Genomic DNA, 19484 nt, shown 5'->3' on the forward strand with positions numbered 1-19484 from the left:
GCCTCCGGGGGCCGCGCCCATGATCCGCCTGCACCATTGCCACCAGACCCGCTCCATGCGGGTGCTCTGGCTGCTCAACGAGCTCGGCGTCGACTTCGACCTCGTGGTGCACCCCTTCGACAAGTCCCTGCGCGACCCGTCTTACCTCGCCCTCAACCCAGCGGGCCGGGTGCCCGCGCTGGAGATCGACGGCGAAGTCTGGTTCGAATCCGGCGCCATCATCGAGCTGCTCTGCGAGCGCTACCCCGGCCCCGGCCTCGGTCGTGCCCCGGGCGAGGCCGAGCGGGCCGACTGGCTGATCTGGCTGCACTTCGCCGAAACCGCCAGCCAGCACATCGCCGCGCTCACCCAGCAGCACATCATGCTCTACGACGACACCATGCGCAGCCCGGTGGTGATGAAGCTCGAGGCCGCGCGCCTCGGCAAGTGCTTCGCCGCGCTCGACGCCCGGCTTTCGGACCGGAGCTACCTGCTGAACAGCGGCTTCTCCGCCGCCGACGTGGCTGTTGGGCAATCCGTCTACATGGGCCGGCGCTTCGTCTCGCTTGAGGCCTTCCCCGCGCTATCGGACTGGTGGGCACGGCTCGAAACCCGCGAGGCCTTCGCCGCATCGCTGCCCCCCAAGGGCACGCAATCGCTCTACAGCAAGGAGTTCTACGCGCCGTGGTGAAGGCAGAGATCTTCGAGGTCGGCCCGCGCGACGGGTTGCAGAACGAGGCCGGGGTGATCGGCGTGGCCGAGAAGGTGGCGCTGGTCGACTGCCTCTCCCGCGCCGGCTTCGCCCGGATCGAGGCGGCCAGTTTCGTGAGCCCCAAATGGGTGCCCCAGATGGCCAGCTCCGGCGAGGTGATGGCGGGCATCACCCCCGCACCCGGTGTCGGCTACTGGGCGCTGACCCCCAACCTCAAGGGCTACGAGCGCGCACGGGCGGCGGGCTGCGACGGGGTGGCGGTCTTCGCCGCCGCCACCGAGGGCTTCAGCCGCGCCAACCTCAATTGCTCCGTGGCCGAAAGCCTCGAGCGCTTCGCGCCGGTGATGGCGGCCGCCGGGGCCGATGGCCTGCCGGTGCGCGGCTATGTCTCCGTGGTCACCGATTGCCCCTTCGAGGGCGAGGTCGACCCCGGCGCGGTGGCGCGCGTGGCCGGGGCGCTGCGCGCGATGGGCTGCACCGAGGTCTCGCTGGGCGAAACCCTCGGGCGGGGCCTGCCCGAGCGGGTCGATGCCATGCTGGCGGCGGTGCTGGGCGAGGTGGACGCGGGGCAGCTCGCGGGCCACTTCCACGACACCTCCGGCCGCGCGCTGGACAACATCGAGGTGGCGCTGGCACGCGGCCTGCGCATCTTCGATGCGGCGGTCGGCGGCCTCGGCGGCTGCCCCTATGCGCCCGGCGCGGCAGGAAACGTGGCGACCGAGGCCGTGGCGGAGCGGCTCGCGGCGCTGGGATATGACACCGGGCTTGATATGGATGTGGTCGCGGAAGCGGCGCAGATGGCGCGGGCCATGCGGCAGCAGTGAGGGGGTGCCCGGGCCGGGGCCTTCTGCGCAGGAGGATATGCAGTGAGCACGACACGAATTGAGATCGACCCACGCGGCGTGGCCACGCTCTGGCTGGCCCGCCCGGAAAAACACAACGCCCTCTCGGCGCAACTGATCGACGAGATCCACGGCGCCATCGAACGCCTCGGGGCCGACCCCGCCGTGCGCGTGGTGGTGCTGGCGGGCGAGGGGCGCAGCTTCTGCGCCGGCGGCGACCTTGGCTGGATGCAGGAGCAGATGGCCGCCGACGGCGAAACCCGGGCGTCCGAGGCCTGGCGGCTGGCCGAAATGCTCGGCGCGATCAACGCCTGCCCCAAGCCGGTGGTGGGCCGCATCCATGGCAATGCATTCGGCGGCGGGGTGGGGATGGCCTGCGTCTGCGACGTGGCGGTGGCGGTGGAGGGGGCCAGCTTCGGCTTCACCGAAACCCGCCTCGGGCTGATCCCGGCCACCATCGGCCCCTACGTGCTGGCGCGGATGGGCGAGGCGATGGCACGCCGGGTCTTCATGAGCGCAAGGATCTTCGACGCCGCTGAGGCCCTGCGCCTCGGGGTGGTGGCCAGAACGGTGCCCGAAGCCGAGCTCGACGCGGCCGTCGAAGCCGAGGTCGCACCCTATCTCGCCTGCGCCCCCGGTGCGGTGGCCGAGGCCAAGGCGCTGGCCCTCAAGCTCGGCGCCGCCCCCTCGGATGCCGAGGTGGAGGCGAGTGTCGAGGCGCTGGTGACACGCTGGGAAAGCCCCGAGGCGGGGGAGGGCATCGCCGCCTTCTTCGCCAAGCGCAAAGCCGCATGGATGGCCTGAGACCCGCCCGCCGCCCCGCCTGCGGCGGTTGCCTGCCGGGGCGCATCATGGCCCTTGGGGAGTGGCGACAGATCGGCTAGGTTTGCCGTAACGAAGCAGTCACAAAACGGGGAGACACCCGATGATGCGAGCGGCAATGAACAGGCGCGGATTCCTGATTTCCACAGCGGCAACGGGGCTTTTGAGCGCCTGCGGCGGACCGGGCGGCTTTGACGCCGTCGCGCCCTCCGCCCCCGATCCGGCCATGCGCCCGGTGGCCAACGCGGGCTTTGACGCCTGGGTTTCGGGCTTCAAGGGCCGGGCGGTGAGCGCGGGCATCAACCAGGGCGTGGTCGACCGCGCCTTCGCGCGGGCCGGCTTCATCCCCGGCGTCATCGAGCGCGACCGCAACCAGGCCGAGTTCAAGCGCAGCTTCGAGGATTACCTTTCGCTGGTCGCCTCCGAGAAGAAGGTGGCAATGGGCCGCTCGGCCTTTGCCTCCCAGCGCGGGCGGCTCAATGCGATCGAGGCGAAATACGGCGTTCCCGCCGAGATCTGCTGTGCGATCTGGGGCGTCGAGAGCACCTATGGCACCCGGCGCGGCGATATTCCGGTGATCTCGGCCTGCGCCACGCTGGCCTATGAGGGGCGGCGCGGGGCCTTCTTCGAGAAGCAGCTGATCGCGGCGCTGAAAATCCTTCAGGCGGGCGACACCACGCCCGAGCGGATGGTGGGCAGCTGGGCGGGCGCGATGGGCCACACCCAGTTCATCCCCACCAGCTTCCAGCTCTTCGCGGTGGATTTCACCGGCGATGGGCGGCGCGACATCTGGAGCGACGACCCCTCCGATGCGCTCGCCTCCACCGCCGCCTACCTCGCCAGGAACGGCTGGCGGCGCGGCGAGCGCTGGGGCAGCGAAACCACCAGCGGCGGCCTCCAGCCCGACCCGGGCGGCCCGCGCTTTGCGGTGGGGCACAACTTCAACGTCATCAAGCGCTACAACAACTCCGACAACTACGCCCTCGCGGTGGGCTACCTCAGCGACCGGATCGCCGGACGCGGCGGGTTGCAGGCCGAGTTTGGCCCCGACCGCTACGGCCTGACCCAGCGCCAGCGGATGGCCCTGCAGGAGGGGCTGACGCGGGCGGGCTTCGATGCGGGCACGCCCGACGGGGTGCTCGGCAACAAGACCGCCGCCGCGATCCGCGGCTATCAGCAGGCCAACGGGCTGCCGGTGACGGGAGAGCCCTCGCTCTCCCTGTTGCAGCGGCTCGCCTGAGGGACGTGTCGGAGTGGGGGGCCAGCCCCCCACACCCCCCGGAGATATTTATAGCAAGAAAATGAGCAGGTCGGGCTAGCGCGGCAGGTGTCGGATGCTGCCGATCTCGACGGCGCGGTTCTCACGCGCCGAGGCGACGGCGGCGAAGGTGAGGGCGAGGGTGGGCAGGTTGCTGACTGCGCTGTTTGCGGGCGGGCGGGCCTGCTCGATGGCACAGAGCAGCTCGCCCATGGCGCCGCGAAACCCGTCGTTGAACCATGTGCCACTTAATTTTGGGGTGGCGCGGCCCTGCGCGTTGGTGAGGGTGACGCTCTGCTGGCCGAGGTCGGGGCCGGTGGCATGGAGCGTGCCCTCGGTGCCGGTGATAAGGGTGCTGTCGTTCGGGCCATGGGCGGTGGTCCCGTCGAAAGCGAAGGAGGCCTGCCCGCCCTCCAGCGCGACCATGGCCTGGGCGAGCAGCGGGGCCTTTGCACCTTGCCCGGCGGCGCGGGCGGCGCTGGCGGTGACGCTTTGCAGGCGGTCGGGGACGAGCGTGGCGAGAAAGTCGAACCAGTGGATGGCGAAATCGTAGAGAACGAGGTCTGGCATCTGCTCGAAGGGGGTGCCCGCGATCCAGCCGTGGTTCCAGGCCATGCGGATATGGGCCGAGGTGAGGGTGCCGATATGGCCCGCCAGGGTGGCCTCGCGCATCCATGCGAGGTGGGGCGCCCAACGTCCGTTCTGGTTGATGGCGAGCTGGCAGCCCTCGGCCTCGGCCAATGCGATGAGGCGCTCGGCCTCGTCGAGACTTTCGGTGAAGGGCTTTTGCGAGAGCACGTGTTTGCCCGCCTTCAGCGCCGCTTCGATGATCGGCAGCCGGTCGGCGGGGTGGGGGGTGATGTCGACCACCTTGATCGCGGGGTCGGCCAGCACGCTCTGCCAGTCGTCGCTCACCCGCGCCTTGGGGAAGAACGCATCGGCGCGGGCCTGCGCACGCGACAGGGTGCGGTTGCAGATGGCGGCCACCTCCCAGCCGGCGCTGCGGTAGGCCTCCAGATGCGCCCCCGCGATGCCGCCTGCGCCGATAAGGGCGATGGGCGGCGGTGTCTGTGGCATGGGCGGCTGGTAGGGCAGCTCGGGGGCGGGGATCTCGGCCGCCTCGGTGGATTTCAAGGCGTAGTCGTCGGCCTCGGGCGCGCTCATGGCCGCAGCGCGAGGGTGCGCTTCTCGGCCGCCGACTGCGCCGCCGTGTCGATGATCCGCTGGGCGGTGAGGCAGAGCGCCGGGTCGAGCGGGCCGTCGATGGGGCCTGCGCTCTTCAGGCGCGAGAGCATGAACTCGACCGGGTTGCGCTCGCCCTCCGCCAGCGGCTGCACCGGCACCGCATGCACCTTTGGCTGGGCGCGGGTTTGCAGGGTCACGTGGTTGGCGTAATCGAGGCTGGTGAGCGTGCCCTCGGAGCCGATGAAGGTATAGCCGCAGGCGGGCTGGGGCTGGGTGATCCAGGGGTCGGTGAAGGTGCCCCAGCGGGTTTCCATCTTGCTGAGGCCGCGCGCGTAGCGGCAGATGGTGATGGAGTGTTGATCAACCTCGATGCCCGGGGTCTCGTCGACCACGCAGGTCACCTCCAACGGGGCCGCGCCGTTCATGAACCATGTGCCCAGCGTCGCGCCGTAGCCGAGGTAATCGAGCAGGGAGCCGCCGCCAGAGGCGCGTTTGTACCACCAGCTGCCGGGCTTCTGGCGCTCCACCTCCTCGGGCGTCACCTCGACCTTGTCGGCGAGGTGAAACAGCGGGCCGCGGTTGCCGCCGTAGCTGCGCACCTCCAGCAGCTCGCCGATCTCGCCCGCCTCGATCAGGGCCTTGGCCGTCACGTGGCTCTCAACCCAGCGCAGCGGCCAGTTGATCGCCATGCGCCCGCCGCCCGCCTGCATGGCGGCGATCATCCGGCGGGCATCGCTGGCAGAGGCCGCGAAGGGCTTTTCGACCATCAGGTTGGTGCCGGTGGGGGCGATGCGCTCGGCCATCTCGGCGTGGCTGGCGGTGGAGGAGCAGAGGATTGCGAGGTCGGGGGCGGTGGCGAGGGCCGGCTCCAGTTCGGTGAACACGCGCTCTTCCGGCACGCCGAAGGCATCCACCGCCGCCTGCATTCTCGCGCGGTCCGGGTCGTAGAGCGCGCAGATCTCCGCCTCGGGGTGCTCGTGAACCATCCGCAGAAGGTCGCCCATGTGCATGTGGTCAAAGGAAATTCCGGCGATCTTCATCACGCTACCTCGTGTCGGTCAGCCTCAGGTGAATGGCGGCGACGCCAAGGATGATGCCACCGAAGAGAATGCGCCGCGCCCCCTCGGGCATGTGCAGCAGGGTCAGCATGGTGCCGAGCACGGTGAGGATCAGCGCGCCCACGATGGTGCCCGCATAGCCGCCGCGCCCGCCGAAGATCGAGGTGCCCCCGATCACCGCCGCCGCCACCGAGGGCAGCATCAGCGGCACCGCGAGCGACAGCGAAGGCGCCTTGATGAGGCCCACGTAGACCAGCCCCGCCATCCCCGCGATCAGTCCCGAAAGGGCGTAGAGCGCAAGGTGCACCTGCCAGCCGCGCACCCCGGCCAGCCGCGCCGCGCCCTCGTTGTCGCCCATGGCATAGAGCAGGCGGCCAAAGCCGGTGCGCCGCTGGGCAAAGAGGATGAGCGCGGCGAAAGGCACAAACAGCACCAGCGCGTTCGGAAAACCCCATGTGCGCCCGGTGCCGAGCCACGCGAGGCCGTCCGGCACCACCGATCCGGTGGCAATCACCGTGCTCTGGTAGACTTGAAGGCAGCCGGTGCCGATCAGCCCCGAGCCGAGGGTGATGATCAGCGGATGCACCCGGAAGAAGCCCACGCCGATGCCGTTCAGCAGCCCGATCAGCACTGCCGGAACGAGCGAGAGCGCAATCGCCCCCGCAGGGCCGTAGAAGGGCACCAGCGTGGCCATGACGAAGCTGGAGATGGTGGCGACGATGGCCGCTGAAAGGTCGATGCCCCCCGTGAGCATGGTCAGCGTCTGGCAGGCCGCGAGCATGGCGAGCGGGATGGCAAATTTCACCGTGTTGGCAATCCAGCGCTCGCCGACGATGCCGGGGCGCATGATTTCGAGGATGCCGACAAGCAGCGCCAGCAGCACCAGCAGCGGAATAATCGGGTGATCGCGCAGCAGCGCCTTGAGCCTGTCCATCACAGCTTCCCCCGTGCCGCGAGCAGCCCGCCGATCATCACGACAACCACCATGATCGTGCCCTCGATGATCGCCGAAACATTGGGATCGACGCTGAGCAGCGTCAGATCCATCCGCACCAGCCGCAGGATGAACACGGCAATCAGCGGGCCGAGCAGGCCCCCCTTGCCGCCGCCCAGAACCACGCCGCCCAGCACCACGGCGGCGACCGAGGCGAGCAGGTAGGGCCCGGGGATCGGCTCTCCGATGCCGGTGGACAGCGTCAGCGAGAGGCCTCCCATTGCGGCAAAGACCCCCGCCAGCGCATAGGCCACGATCCGGGTGCGCCCCACGTTCACCCCAGAACGGAAGGCCGCCAGCGCATCCGAGCCCACCGCGTAAAGCGAAAGCCCGGTGCGCGAGCGCCGGATCGGTAGCCAGACGATGGCCACCAGCACCAGCAGAAACACCAGCGAGCGCGGCACGCCGCCCAGCCCGGGGATCGGCAGGCCGCCAATGATGAACCCGCGCAGCCAGTCCGCCGCATCGCCGCCCGGCGCGTTGAGGATCAGCAGCGCCACGCCCTCCCAGACAAAGAGCATCGCCAGCGTCACCACGATGTCGGGCACGCGGGTGATGTTGATGAGCAGCCCGTTCAGCGCGCCCATGCCCGCCCCCATAGCCAGCACCAGCAGCACGATCCCGCCCGAGATCGCCCCGCCGTTGCCCTCCATCAGCACCGCCGCCGTCACCGAGCAGACCGCCATCATCGAGGCGATCGACAGGTCGATGCCCCCGGCAATCACCACCACCGCCTGCGCCACGGTGGCAAAGGCAAAGGGCAGGGCGGCGCGGGCAAGGCTTTCCAGCCCCGAAGCGCCGAAGCTGGGCTGAATGAGCTTGGTCGCCACGAAGAGGGCGGCGAGGATCACCGCAAGCCCGGTGATCCATGCGTGTTTGCGAAGCGCCTTCATGCCGCGTCTCCCGTCAGCCCGTAGGCGGCGCGCATCAGGCGCGGCTCGTCGGCCTCTGCGGCGGGCATGGTATCGACCACGCGGCCATTGAAGATCACGATGCAGCGGTCGCAGGCCAGTTGGATTTCCTCCAGTTCCGAGGAGTAGAACAGCACCGAAGCGCCGCCCTCCGCCAGCTCGCGCACCAACGGGTAGATCTGGCGCTTGGTGCGCACGTCGATGCCCCGCGTCGGGTCGAACAGCAGCAGCGTGTCGCAGCCGTGGGCCAGCCAGCGCCCGATGGTCACCTTCTGCTGGTTCCCGCCGCTCAGGCGTCCCACCTCGCCCTGGGCGCGAGTATCAATCTGAAGCCGCTCGATGGTGCGGCCCACCACCTCGCCCTCGCGCTTCATCGAGATCGGCCCCCATGCGCGGGCACGGGCCGAAAAGGGCAGGGCAAGGTTGTCGCGCACCGATTGCTGCATCGCCAGCGCATCCGCCCGGTTGCCGGGCACGAAGGCGAGGCCGGCGGCAATGGCATCGGCAGGGTGGGCGAAGCGGCGGGCCGTGCCCTCCACCTCGATCACGCCCCGGTCGGGCTTCCTCGCGCCGGCCAGCACCTCGAAGAGCTCATCCTGCCCCTGGCCCTCCAGCGCCACCACGCCCAGCACCTCGCCGGGGTGGAGCGCAAAGCTCACATCCGTCAACTGCCCGCCCGCGCCAAGCCCCTTCACCGCCACGCGGGGCGTGCCCTGCGGCGCGGCGGCCACCCGCTCTGCGGCGGTTTCGCCGGGCTTGATCGCCTCGCCCAGCATCATCTCCACGATCCGCTCCTCGGCGCCCTCTTCAATCGGCACTTCGCCAACGGTGGCACCATCGCGCAGCACCACGGCCCGCTGGCAGACCTGCGCGATCTCGGCAAAGCGGTGCGAAATATAGATCACCGAGCGCCCGGCCTCGGCCTGCTGCTGCACCACCTTCAGCACCGCCTCCACCAGATCGGTCGGCAGGGCGGCCGTCATCTCGTCGAGCAGCAGCACGTCGGGCTCTGAGGCCAGCGCACGCGCAAGGTCGATGATGCGCAGCGTCGCCAGCGGCAGGCTGTGGATCATCGCCGAAAGGTCGAATCCCGCAAAGCCCAGCTCCCCCATCCACGCGCTAAACTTGGCCGGATCGGTCCCGCCCAGCCGCAGGTTGTCGGCCACGTCCAGATCGGGGATCAGCGAAGGCTCCTGATACACCGGCACCAGCCCGCTCTTGCGCGCCTCGGCGGGCGAACCCACGGCCCGCTCGGCCCCGCGGATCTTCACATGTCCGCCATCGGCCTTCAGCGCCCCGGTGAGGATCTTTACAAAGGTCGATTTGCCCGCGCCATTGGCCCCCATCAGGGCCACGATCTCGCCCCGGCGGATCGTCAGAGCGGCAGCCTTCAAAGCCACCACCGCCCCAAACCGCTTCTCTACGCCGCTCGCATCCAGCAGCGGAGCCTCATCCGACATATCGCCTCATCTGTCTTGTATTCCAGAAGGTTGGCCGGGCACCTTCAAGTGCCCGGCCAGAGTGGCTTACTCGCCGGGGCCCTTGCAGGCGATGATCTCTTCCATCGAGTAATCGGTCCAGCCCGGGATCTGCACCGATACCGGCCATTCCGGGTCGAGGTCGGGGTTCTGCGCCCCCGCGATCAGCTCCTTGCCGGCTTCGTCATTGTTGGCCCAGAGGCTCGGGTCCACCAGCACCACGCGCTCTTCGGGGGTCTCGCCATCGAGGATGCGCAGCGCCAGCGTCACCCCTGCGCCGCCGATCGAGCCGGGGTTTGTGACGGCCGCGCCGGTGAGGCCCTCGACCGAGGCGAGCTGGCCCACGAAACCGGCGTTGTCGGCGCCCACCACGGGCACGAGATCCACGTCGCTCTCGACCAGCGCATCGACGATCACGTTGTCGATCCCGCTCGTCCAGATCCCGTCAAACGGAATGCCGGTGGCGATGTAGTCAAGGATCTGCTGCTTGCCCTTGTCCTGCTGCCAGCCGGTAAAGACCTCCTGCGCGATCTTCACATCGGGGAACTCCTCAAGCGCCCGCTTGAAGCCCTTGTCGCGGTCGTCATCGGCCGCAGCCCCCGCCGCACCGCGCATGTAGACCACCTCGCCAGAGCCGCCGATGGTCTCGAACAGCCACTTCGCGCCGAGGTAGGCGTATTCCTCCTGGTTGTTGGACAGCACATAGGCCGCATCCGCGTTCACGCCCTGATCGACCGCGACCACGACGATGCCCTTGTCGGTGGCTTCCTTCACCGCGTCGGCAATGCCGTCGGGGTTGGCGGGGTTGACCACGATGGCATCGACGCCCGCTTCGATCAGGTTGCGGATGTCCTCCGACTGGCCCGCCGCATCGGTGTTGCGGTGGGCGATGTTGAGGCTGTCGACCTTGCCCGACACCAGCGCCTGCGCCTTCATCGCGCAGACCATCTCCTCGCGCCAGCCGTTGCCCTGCACGGTGTTGGAAATGCCGATGGTGTATTCGGCTGCGGCCATCCCGCTCAGGGCAAGCGTCAGCCCGGCGGCGGCAGTGGTGGTTTTCAGTAGTGTCTTCATGGTTTTCCCTCCCTGGGATCGGTTATTATTCAGATGGTTACGCGTGTCACTTGATGTAAGGTTGCAGCACGTCACGAGCGAGCAGGAAGCCGCGTTTCACCGCCGCGTCATCCTTCTCGAACACCTTGTCCTCATGCTCGATGATCACCGGCCCGTCGTATCCGGCGCGGTAGAGCCCGGAGAAGAAGCCGGGCCAGTCCACGTCGCCCAGCCCGGGCATCCGTGGCACCTGCCAGCCCATGCCCGCGCTCATCACCCCGTTCTCGTAGAGCCCGTCGCGGTCGATCATCACGTCCTTCGCATGAACATGGGCCATCATCGGCCCGAATTCCTTGATGAATCTGTCCTGGTCGATCATCTGCCAGACAAGGTGCGAGGGGTCAAAGTTCATCCCCACGGCCTCGCCCCATTCCTCAAAAATGCGGCGCCAGATCTTGGGGGAGTAGGCAATGTTGTGCCCGCCCGGCCATTCGTCATAGCTGAAGATCATCGGGCAGTTCTCGAAGCAGAGCCTGATGCCGGCGTCCTTTGCATGGGCGACGACGGGGGCAAGGATCTCCTGCGCCCGCTTCCAGTTTCCGTCCACATTCAGTGACTTGTCGCCGCCAATGAAGGTGTTGACCACCGGCACCGACAGTGTGGCGGCGGCGGTGATCACATGTTTCAGATGACCGATCACCTCCTCGCGGTGAGAGGCCTCCGCGTGCAGCGGGTTGGGGTAGTATCCCAGCGCCGAGATCGTCACCCCGTGTTCGGCCAGCCCGCCGGTGATTTCCTGCGCCTGGCCCTCCGACAGCCCGTTGCAGTCAATATGCGAGGTCCCCGCATAGCGCCGCGCCTCTCCACCCGAGGCCGGCCAGCAGGCGACTTCCAGCACGCCCATGTCCACCTCGGCGGCCCATCTGGCCACCTCCATCAATGGCGCGGTTTCAAACGGGGCCGTCAGAATGCCAAGTTTCATGTGTCTTATCCTTGTCTTATCCGCCGATCTTCACCCATGCGCCGCTGTGCGCACTGGCAAGGACCGCCTCGCAGAATTCCATCTCGAAATGCCCGTCGGCAAAGCTCGCCCAGGTCGAATCCGCCTGTCGCCCGCCCGCCAGAACGTCGCCGTAAACCTGTGAAAACAGGGCAAAGAAGGTATCGGCAAACCCCTCCACATGCCCGCCCGGCAAATGCGCCGCCGCCGCGCCCGTGGCGTTCATCAGCGCCGCATCGCGCTGCAAGATCTGGTTCGGCCCGTCGCGATGCCCGATCCACAGGTGATCCGGCGTTTCCGAGTTCCACTCCGCGCTGGCCGTGCTCCCGGCAATGTCCCAGCGCAGCGAATTCTTCCGCCCCGGAGAGACCTGGCTCACCGTCACCGAGCCTCGCGCCCCGGAGGGATAGCGCAGCAATATCAGCGCAGTATCTTCCGTTGTTATAGAAACCTTCTCGGTCGCTCCACTCGCCGCGCTAAAGGTTTCCACCGGCCCCGTCGGCTTCTCGCGCTCCTTCAGGAAGGTGCTCAGCTCGGCCAGCACCTCCACCGGCTTTTCGCCCGCAACAAAGCTGGTGAGGTCGGCCCAATGGGTGCCGATGTCACCCACCGCGCGCAGTTCACCGCCCTTGTCGCCCTCCAGCCGCCAGTTCCAGTCGGTCGGCTTGGCGAGCCAATCCTGCACGTAATGCCCGGTGATCAGCCGCAGATCGCCCAACTCGCCCGCTGCCACCATGCCCCGCGCCTGTTGGTTCAGCGGGTAAAAGCGGATGTTGTAGCACACCGCGCACACCAGCCCCGAGGCCTCCGCCAGCGCCACCAGCTCCGCCGATTCCTCTGCCGTCATCGTCAGGGGCTTCTCGCAAACCACATGCTTGCCGGCTTCGATCAGCGCCTTCACCTGCGGGTAGTGCAGGTGGTTGGGCGAGGTCACATGCACCGCCTGCACGCTCTCATCGGCGCAGAGCTGCTCCAGCGTGTCAAACGAGGCCAGGCCCAGCCCGGCCGCCGCCTTCGCTCCGCGCTCGGGCGAAGAGCCCAGCACCCCGCGCAGATCCACCCCCAGCCGCCGCAGCGCCCAGACATGGACCGTTCCGATAAAGCCGGTGCCGATCACGGCAACGCCGATGCGCGAGAAATCCATCATCGCGTTTCGCCCCAAAGCGGGGCGCCTCCCTTGGTCAAAGTCTCAAACAACCGAATAGCCCCCGTCAACCGGAATGCATGCGCCCGTCATGAATGCCGCCGCCTCCGAGGCCAGAAACAGCACCGGCCCGGCAATGTCCTCGGGCTGGCCCCAGCGCCCCAGCGGGGTGCGGGCGTTCACATTGGCCACATGGGTCGCGTCCTCGCGGCTCCGCGCCGATTGCGCCGTAACGATGAAGCCCGGCGCCACCGCGTTCACCCTTATGCCGTCCTCCGCCCAGGCGATGGCGAGCGATTTGGTGAGCTGCTGCACGGCGGCCTTCGAGGCGCCATAGGCCGGGTTCTTCGGGCTGCCGAAGCCCGCATACATCGAGGCAATGTTGATCAGGCAGCCCTTGGCGGCCGCCAGTTGCGGGTGGAAGGCGAGGGCGCAGCGCATGGAGCCGGTCAGGTTGATGTCGAGCACCTTGGAAAAGAACTCCGGCGCCGTTTCCTCGCCCCGTGCCGTGATCGCCGCGCCGTTCACCAGTACGTCGAGCCGGGGCATGGCGGCAGAAAGCGCCTCGACGGCGCCCATGTCGGTCACGTCAAGCTGGTGGTAGGCAAAGCGGGCCGCATCCTCGGGGGCAGGGGCCGCTTCCACGCCGGTAATGGCCACCTGCGCGCCCGAGTCCTGAAACGCCCGCGCAATCGCCGCGCCAATCCCGGCACGGCTGGCGCCGATCACCAGCACCTGCTTGCCCTCGAAGTTCCCGCTCACCCGAAGGCTCCCGGCAGCATTGTGCAGATCATGCAGTTCCCTCTCGCCGCCGATGCTCTCTGTAATCGTTTACATCGCGCGGCGAGTCCCTCGGCGGCTCTCCCCTGTAAACGATTACATTCTCATCGCGGCGCGAAAGGAATGTCAAGCGGGGATGGACAACCCCGGGGCGCGGCGCAATGGTGCGGGCAACGAGGGGAGGGAGGAATGCCAATGAAAACGCGGGTGGCGCTTCTGCGCAAAATGGGGGCCGCGCGGCCCTATTCCGAAAGCAAACCGCTCCAGATCGTCGAGGCCGAACTGGCTCCTCCGGGGCCGGGGGAGCTGCTGGTCAAGATGGCCGCCGCCGGGCTCTGCCACTCCGACCTCTCCACCATCAACGCCGACCGCCCGCGCGAGATGCCCGTCGCCCTCGGCCACGAGGCCAGCGGCGTGGTGCAGCAGGTCGGCCCCGGCGTCACCCGCTTTGCGCCCGGCGATCACGTGGTGCTGGTCTTCGTGCCCACCTGCGGCCAGTGCCTGCCCTGCGCCGAGGGCCGCCCCGCGCTCTGCGAGCCAGCCGCGGTGGCGGCGGCGGCAGGCACCCTGATGAGCGGCGAAAAGAAGATCTCCGTCGAGGGCGCCAAGGTAAACCATCACATCGGCGTCTCCGCCTTTTCCGAACACGCGGTGGTGGCCGAAGGCTCGGCGGTGAAGATCGACAAGGACATCCCGCTCGACAAGGCCGCCCTCTTGGGCTGCGCCGTGCTCACCGGGGTTGGCGCCGTGATCAACGGCGGCAAGCTCGAAATGGGCCAGAGCTGCGCAATCGTCGGGCTGGGGGGCGTCGGGCTGGCCGGGCTTCTGGGCGCCATCGCGGCGGGCGCGGGCACCGTGGTGGCCTGTGACATCGCCGAAGACAAACGCGCCTTTGCGCTGGAGCTTGGCGCGCATCTGGCCGTCGATCCGGCCGAGCCGAACGCGGTCGAAAAGCTGAAGGAAGCCACCGGCGGCGGGGTCCACCTGGCCGTAGAACTCGCCGGCGTGGTGCCCGCGCTCGACTTCGCCTGCAAGATCACCCGCCGCGGCGGCGTCACCGTCACCGCGGGCCTTCCGCACCCCTCCAAGGTGCTCGAGGTGCCGGTGGCCGCGCTCACCGTTAGCGACGCCACGATCCGCGGCAGCTACGTCGGCTCCTGCGTGCCCAAGCGCGATATTCCGCGCTTTGCCCGGATGATGCAGCAGGGCCAGCTCCCGATCGAAAAGCTGATGACCCACAAGATCCGTCTCGACGACATCAACGAAGGCTTCGAGCGGCTGGCGGCGGGGCAGGCGATCCGGCAGGTGATCGAATTCTGAACCCCCTCAGCCCGCCAGCGCGGGGCGGCCAGGGGCGATGGTCTCTGCACTGAGGCCGGTGTCGCCCAACGCCTCCTCGGCCGGGCGCCCCAGCACCAGCGTCGCCGCGAGCCGGGCCGCGCCCGGAGAGGTCTGCACCCCCGTGCCGCCCTGTCCGGCCAGCCAGAAGAAGCCCGGAGCCCCCGGCGCAAACCCCACCACCGGCAGATGATCGGGCGCAAAGCTGCGCAGCCCGGCCCATTTGCTCTCGATCCGGCGCACCTCGACGGCGCAGGTCGTCATCAGCCGGTCGGCGCAAATCGCCACGTCCATCTCCTCGGGCTGGGCATCGCAGGGAGCGGAGGGCGTTTCATCCGCCGGAGAAGCAAGCAGCCGCCCGGCTTCCGGCTTCACGTAAAAGTCTTCCGGCGCGTCCACGATCATTGGCAGGGCGGCCACGTCGATCCCCTCGGGGGCGGCCACGGTGATCGCCGTGCGCCGCTTGGGCTGAAGGCCCACGCGGGCCACACCGGCCAGCGCGGCCAGATCGTCGGCCCAGGCGCCGGCGGCATTCACCACCACGCCCACCCGCAGGCTGTCGTCACCCACGCTCACGCGCCAGCCATCCCCCTCGCGCGCAAGCTCCGTCACCGGAGCGCCCATCCGCATCTGCGCACCCGCCGCCTTCGCCTGCCGCAAGAACCCCTGAAGCAGTGCGTGCACGTCAATGTCGCTTGCGCCCTCGTCCAGAAAGGCACGCTTCACATGGCCCGGCCGCAGGATCGGCGCACGCGCCTCGGCCTCTTCGCCACTCATCCAGATCAGCCGCTCCGGGTCGCGCATGTGGCCCGGCAGGGCCTCCAGCGTAGCCAGCTGATCCTCGCTCGCGGTGCGCATCAACCCGCGCGGGGTGAGCAGCGGCGCCTCGGCAAATCCCTCGGGCGGGGCGTCGAAGAAAGGCCGCGAAAGGGCCGTGAGCGCCTGCATCGCCGGGCTGCCGTAGCCCGGCGCAAACAGCGCCGCCGAGCGGCCCGAACTGTGGTATCCGGGCTGCCGCTCCGCCTCGATCAGCACCACCGAGGCGCCCTTGGCGATTTCGGCGGCGGCCGACACCCCCGCGATTCCGCCGCCTATGACGGCAACGTCAAAATCAGTCTGCATATCCGGGCTCCCTTCCCGCACAGACCTGCCCGGATCGGCGGCGGCGCACAAGGGGCAGGCGTCAGCCGCACACGTCCACGTCGGTGCCCCATTCCACGCAACGCAGCGCGAGGTCGTGGGGCAGGGGGGCGTCGGTGAAAAAGCGGTCGATCGCGGCGAGCGAGGCAATGCGCGCCGGGGCCGAGCGCTGAAATTTCGAGTGGTCCGACACCAGGAAGGTGCGGCGGGACTGGGCCAGGATCGCCTGGCTCACCCCGACCTCCTGAATGTCAAAATCCAGCATGTCGCCCTCCCGGTCGATCGCCGAGCAGCCAACCACCGCGAGGTCGAACTTGAACTGCTGGATCGTCTCGCTCGCCAGCTTGCCCACCAGCCCGCCATCCGAGCGGCGCAGCGTGCCGCCCGTCACCACGATCTCGCAGTCCGAGTTGGCGGCGAGGATGTTGGCCACGTTCATGTTGTTGGTCACCACGAGCAGGTTGCGGTGGTGCATCAGCTCGCGGGCCACGGCCTCCGTGCTGGTGCCGATGTTCAGGAAGATGCTCGCGTTTTCAGGGATTTGCGCGGCGCAGGCGCGGGCGATGGCGGCCTTGCCCTCAAGGTTCAGCGAGCGCCGTTCCTCGTAGCCGATGTTGTGGGTGCCCGAGGCGAGGATCGCGCCGCCATGCACCCGCTCGATCTGGCCCGCCTCGGCCAGCTCGCTCAGGTCGCGGCGGATGGTCTGGAGCGTCACGCCAAAATGTTCGGCCAGCCCGTCCACCGTGACCTTGCCGTCGCGGCGGATGATTTCGAGCATTTCAGGATGGCGGAAGGCCTGACTCATTCGGGTCTCGCATTTTCGGTTCTTTTCGCATGGCTCGCGTAGCTGGGCAATTGATTTTGCGGCGGCAGGGCAGGGGGAGGGCCTTTTCGTGGTGATTTCCTGTTGTTGCTCAGAGGCTTCGCTGCAATGCGGCGCCGGGCTGCTGCCCTGCGGCAAGCCCATGATCGTGCTGCGAAAATCCGAAAGCGAAAAGAAACGAACATTTTCGCTTTCGTTCCGGCGCGACTCGGTGCATAAACTGCCGCAACGACACATGGGAGGATTTCGTGTCAGAGGGGGCACCTGCACAGCCTGTTGACCTGTTTGTCATCGGCGGCGGCATCAACGGATGCGGCATCGCCCGTGATGCGGCGGGGCGTGGCCTCTCGGTTGCGCTGGCCGAGATGGGCGACCTCGCGCAGGCCACCTCCTCGTCGTCCACCAAGCTGTTCCACGGCGGGCTGCGCTACCTCGAGTTCTTCGAGTTCCGGCTGGTGCGCGAGGCGCTCAAGGAGCGCGAAATCCTGCTGCGCAACATGCCCCACATCTCCTGGCCGATGCGATTTGTGCTGCCTTATCATAAGGATATGCGCTTCGAAAAGGCCACGCCCACCTCGCGCCTGCTTTCGCTCGCCATGCCCTGGATGAAGGGCCGTCGCCCGGCCTGGCTCATCCGCCTCGGGCTCTTCCTCTACGATCACCTCGGCGGCAGAAAGATCCTGCCCGCCACCAAGACCCTCAGCCTGCCCGGCTCCCCCGAGGGCGCGCCGCTTCAGGAGCGCTTCCTGCACGCCTACGAGTATTCCGACTGCTGGGTCGAGGACTCCCGCCTCGTGGTGCTCAACGCTCGCGATGCCGAGGCCCGCGGCGCCCGCATCCTGACCCGCACCAAGGTGCTCTCCGCCGGGGTCGAAAACGGCCAGTGGCGGGTCGAAACGCAAAATACCGAAAGCGGCGAGATCACTACCCATCATGCCCGGATGCTGGTCAACGCCGGCGGCCCCTGGGTGGGCGAGATCCTCAGCCACACCATCCGCTCCAACTCCACCGAGGGCGTGCGCCTCGTGCGCGGCAGCCACATCATCACGCCCCGGCTCTACGACCACGACAAGGCCTATTTCTTCCAGGGCGAGGACGGGCGGATCATCTTTGCCATTCCCTACGAGCAGGATTTCACCCTGATCGGCACCACCGAATGCGACCATGACAGCCCCGACGAGCCGCCCCGCTGCACCGAGGCCGAGCGCGACTACCTGATCGACTTCGCCGGCCGCTACCTCGCCGCGCCGATCACCGCCGACGACATCGTCTGGACCTATTCCGGCGTCCGCCCGCTCTACGACGAGGGCGCCGCCTCCGCCACGGCGGCCACGCGGGACTACACGCTCAAGGTCGACACCTCCGCAGGCGCCCCCGTGCTCAACGTCTTCGGCGGCAAGATCACCACCTACCGCCGCCTCGCAGAGGCCGCGCTCGAAAAGATCGCGCCGCATTTCCAAACCCTTGGCCGCAAGTGGACAGAGACCGCCCCGCTGCCCGGCGGCGATTTCCCACACGACGGCGCCTCCGCGCTCACCGATGCGCTCGCTGCCGATTACCCCTTCCTCCAGCCCGCCCAGGCCGCCCGCCTGATCCGCGCCTATGGCACCGAGGCCCGCCGCTTCCTTGGCACCGCCACCACCGCGGCCGATCTCGGGCAGGACTTCGGCGCCGGGCTGACCGGGGCCGAGGTCGACTGGCTGATGGCCCATGAATACGCCCGCACCGCCGACGACATCCTGTGGCGGCGCAGCAAGCTCGGCCTGCGGCTCTCTGCCGAGCAGGCCGGGGCGCTCGAGACATACATGAAGAGCCGCGCCAGAAAAGAAGCGCGCGATACAAGCCCGGCTGCGGCAGAATAGGGGAGAGGCATGGTTCTGGAACTGAAATCCGTGAGCAAGCAGGTGGGGCGCGACACGCACATCCACCCCACGGACCTGCGGCTGGAGAACGGCACCATGAACGTGCTGCTCGGGCCCACCTCCTCGGGCAAGACCAGCCTCATGCGCCTGATGGCCGGGCTCGATGCGCCCTCCGAGGGCCGGGTGTTCTGGAACGGCGAGGATGTCACGGGGATGCGGGTGCAGGACCGGCAGGTTGCCATGGTCTACCAGCAGTTCATCAACTACCCCTCGATGACCGTCTACGACAACATCGCCTCCCCCCTGCGCCTTCAGGGCAAGGACCGCGCCACCATCGACGCGGCGGTGAACAGAACCGCCGACATGATGAAGCTCACCCCCATGCTGCAACGCAAACCGTTGGAGCTGTCGGGCGGCCAGCAGCAGCGTTGCGCCCTCGCGCGGGCGCTGGTGAAGGGGGCAGGGCTGGTGCTGCTCGACGAGCCGCTGGCCAACCTCGATTACAAGCTGCGCGAGGAACTGCGCGTCGAAATCCCTAAAATTTTCGAAGAATCCGGCGCAATCTTCGTCTACGCCACCACCGAGCCGGAAGAGGCGCTCTTGCTCGGCGGCAACACCGCCACGCTCTGGGAAGGCCGCGTCACCCAGTTCGGCCCGACGCCCGAGGTTTACCGCCGCCCTGTCGATGCCACCACGGCCCGCGTCTTCTCCGACCCGCCGATGAACTTCCTTCAGGTCTCCAAGACCGGCACCAAGCTGATGTTCGGCGAAGGCCAATCCGCCCCCGCCGCCGGCAAGCTCTCCGAGCTGCCCGATGGCCGCTACCTTGCCGGCTTCCGCCCCAACCATCTGGAAATCAAGCAACATTCCCCCGAGGCGATGCACTTCAACACCCGCCTCTCCGTCACCGAGCTGACCGGCTCCGAAACCTTCGTGCACCTCGACCACGCCGGCGAGCGCTGGGTCGGGCTGATCCACGGGGTGCATGACCTTGCGCCGGGCACCGACCTCACGGTCTGGCTCGACCCCGCCCATGTTTACATCTTCGACGCCGAGGGCGGGCTGGTTGCCCCGGCCTCCTATGCGGCGGCGGCCTGAGAGGGGC

Annotated in this window: 18 protein-coding genes; 7 read left to right on the forward strand and 11 right to left on the reverse strand. The window is 68.3% G+C overall.

Annotated features, from left to right (window positions below; genetic code table 11):
• The first annotated feature begins 19 nt into the window (after positions 1-19).
• The 4 genes from GTH22_RS03605 to GTH22_RS03620 all read left to right on the forward strand — a co-directional run bounded on the left by GTH22_RS03605 (position 20) and on the right by GTH22_RS03620 (position 3595).
• Positions 20-670: a glutathione S-transferase family protein gene (locus tag GTH22_RS03605; protein WP_252943255.1), complete on the forward strand. Its 651-nt coding sequence runs from the start codon at positions 20-22 to the stop codon at positions 668-670.
• A complete protein-coding gene (locus tag GTH22_RS03610; RefSeq protein WP_252943257.1) occupies positions 664-1515 on the forward strand; it encodes a hydroxymethylglutaryl-CoA lyase in 852 nt (283 codons plus the stop codon). Before GTH22_RS03605 ends, GTH22_RS03610 begins: the two co-directional genes overlap by 7 nt.
• Positions 1516-1557: 42 nt before the next feature.
• Positions 1558-2337 carry a crotonase/enoyl-CoA hydratase family protein gene (locus GTH22_RS03615; protein WP_252943258.1) on the forward strand — a complete coding sequence of 260 codons (780 nt, stop codon included), beginning with the start codon at positions 1558-1560 and terminating at the stop codon, positions 2335-2337.
• A gap of 136 nt (positions 2338-2473) precedes the next feature.
• Positions 2474-3595, forward strand: coding sequence for a lytic murein transglycosylase (locus GTH22_RS03620; protein WP_252943259.1), 1122 nt, complete (start codon positions 2474-2476; stop codon positions 3593-3595).
• 75 nt (positions 3596-3670) lie between these two features.
• On the opposite strand, the gene GTH22_RS03625 is transcribed toward GTH22_RS03620, so the two are convergent.
• From GTH22_RS03625 to GTH22_RS03665, 9 genes are all read right to left on the reverse strand, one after another.
• Positions 3671-4777: a Gfo/Idh/MocA family protein gene (locus GTH22_RS03625; protein ID WP_252943260.1), complete on the reverse strand. Its 1107-nt coding sequence runs from the start codon at positions 4775-4777 to the stop codon at positions 3671-3673.
• The gene (locus GTH22_RS03630) at positions 4774-5838 is read right to left on the reverse strand and encodes a Gfo/Idh/MocA family protein (RefSeq protein WP_252943261.1); all 1065 of its coding nucleotides are present in this window, start codon (positions 5836-5838) and stop codon (positions 4774-4776) included. The genes GTH22_RS03625 and GTH22_RS03630 overlap by 4 nt, the downstream gene beginning before the upstream one ends.
• Positions 5839-5842: 4 nt before the next feature.
• Positions 5843-6790: an ABC transporter permease gene (locus tag GTH22_RS03635; protein WP_252943262.1), complete on the reverse strand. Its 948-nt coding sequence runs from the start codon at positions 6788-6790 to the stop codon at positions 5843-5845.
• Positions 6790-7743: an ABC transporter permease gene (locus GTH22_RS03640; RefSeq protein ID WP_252943263.1), complete on the reverse strand. Its 954-nt coding sequence runs from the start codon at positions 7741-7743 to the stop codon at positions 6790-6792. The genes GTH22_RS03635 and GTH22_RS03640 overlap by 1 nt, the downstream gene beginning before the upstream one ends.
• Positions 7740-9221 carry a sugar ABC transporter ATP-binding protein gene (locus GTH22_RS03645; protein WP_252943264.1) on the reverse strand — a complete coding sequence of 494 codons (1482 nt, stop codon included), beginning with the start codon at positions 9219-9221 and terminating at the stop codon, positions 7740-7742. The genes GTH22_RS03640 and GTH22_RS03645 overlap by 4 nt, the downstream gene beginning before the upstream one ends.
• A gap of 66 nt (positions 9222-9287) precedes the next feature.
• On the reverse strand, positions 9288-10313 hold the full coding sequence (locus tag GTH22_RS03650) for a substrate-binding domain-containing protein (RefSeq protein ID WP_252943266.1): 1026 nt from the start codon (positions 10311-10313) through the stop codon (positions 9288-9290).
• Between the two features lie 46 nt (positions 10314-10359).
• Entirely contained in the window at positions 10360-11274 is a 915-nt protein-coding gene (locus GTH22_RS03655) for a sugar phosphate isomerase/epimerase (protein WP_252943267.1), read from the reverse strand.
• A gap of 16 nt (positions 11275-11290) precedes the next feature.
• The gene (locus GTH22_RS03660; RefSeq protein ID WP_252943269.1) at positions 11291-12439 is read right to left on the reverse strand and encodes a Gfo/Idh/MocA family protein; all 1149 of its coding nucleotides are present in this window, start codon (positions 12437-12439) and stop codon (positions 11291-11293) included.
• A 42-nt stretch (positions 12440-12481) separates the two neighbouring features.
• Positions 12482-13198 (reverse strand): SDR family oxidoreductase, encoded by a 717-nt coding sequence (locus GTH22_RS03665; protein ID WP_252943271.1) that lies wholly within the window; start codon positions 13196-13198, stop codon positions 12482-12484.
• A gap of 213 nt (positions 13199-13411) precedes the next feature.
• On the opposite strand from GTH22_RS03665, the gene GTH22_RS03670 reads away from it, so the two are divergent.
• Positions 13412-14536 carry a zinc-dependent alcohol dehydrogenase family protein gene (locus GTH22_RS03670; protein WP_252943273.1) on the forward strand — a complete coding sequence of 375 codons (1125 nt, stop codon included), beginning with the start codon at positions 13412-13414 and terminating at the stop codon, positions 14534-14536.
• Between the two features lie 6 nt (positions 14537-14542).
• Here GTH22_RS03670 and GTH22_RS03675 read toward each other — a convergent pair whose 3' ends face one another.
• Positions 14543-15676 carry an FAD-binding oxidoreductase gene (locus tag GTH22_RS03675; RefSeq protein WP_252943276.1) on the reverse strand — a complete coding sequence of 378 codons (1134 nt, stop codon included), beginning with the start codon at positions 15674-15676 and terminating at the stop codon, positions 14543-14545.
• A gap of 61 nt (positions 15677-15737) precedes the next feature.
• The gene (locus GTH22_RS03680; protein WP_252943278.1) at positions 15738-16499 is read right to left on the reverse strand and encodes a DeoR/GlpR family DNA-binding transcription regulator; all 762 of its coding nucleotides are present in this window, start codon (positions 16497-16499) and stop codon (positions 15738-15740) included.
• Positions 16500-16765: 266 nt separating this feature from the next.
• Between GTH22_RS03680 and glpD the strand changes: the two genes are divergently transcribed.
• Together glpD and GTH22_RS03690 are read left to right on the forward strand one after the other, a co-directional pair.
• Entirely contained in the window at positions 16766-18379 is a 1614-nt protein-coding gene (gene glpD, locus GTH22_RS03685) for a glycerol-3-phosphate dehydrogenase (protein ID WP_252943280.1), read from the forward strand.
• Positions 18380-18388: 9 nt separating this feature from the next.
• On the forward strand, positions 18389-19477 hold the full coding sequence (locus GTH22_RS03690; RefSeq protein ID WP_252943282.1) for an ABC transporter ATP-binding protein: 1089 nt from the start codon (positions 18389-18391) through the stop codon (positions 19475-19477).
• Positions 19478-19484: the final 7 nt, after the last annotated feature.

Source organism: Oceanicola sp. 502str15 (genome assembly GCF_024105635.1).
Lineage (GTDB): Bacteria > Pseudomonadota > Alphaproteobacteria > Rhodobacterales > Rhodobacteraceae > Vannielia.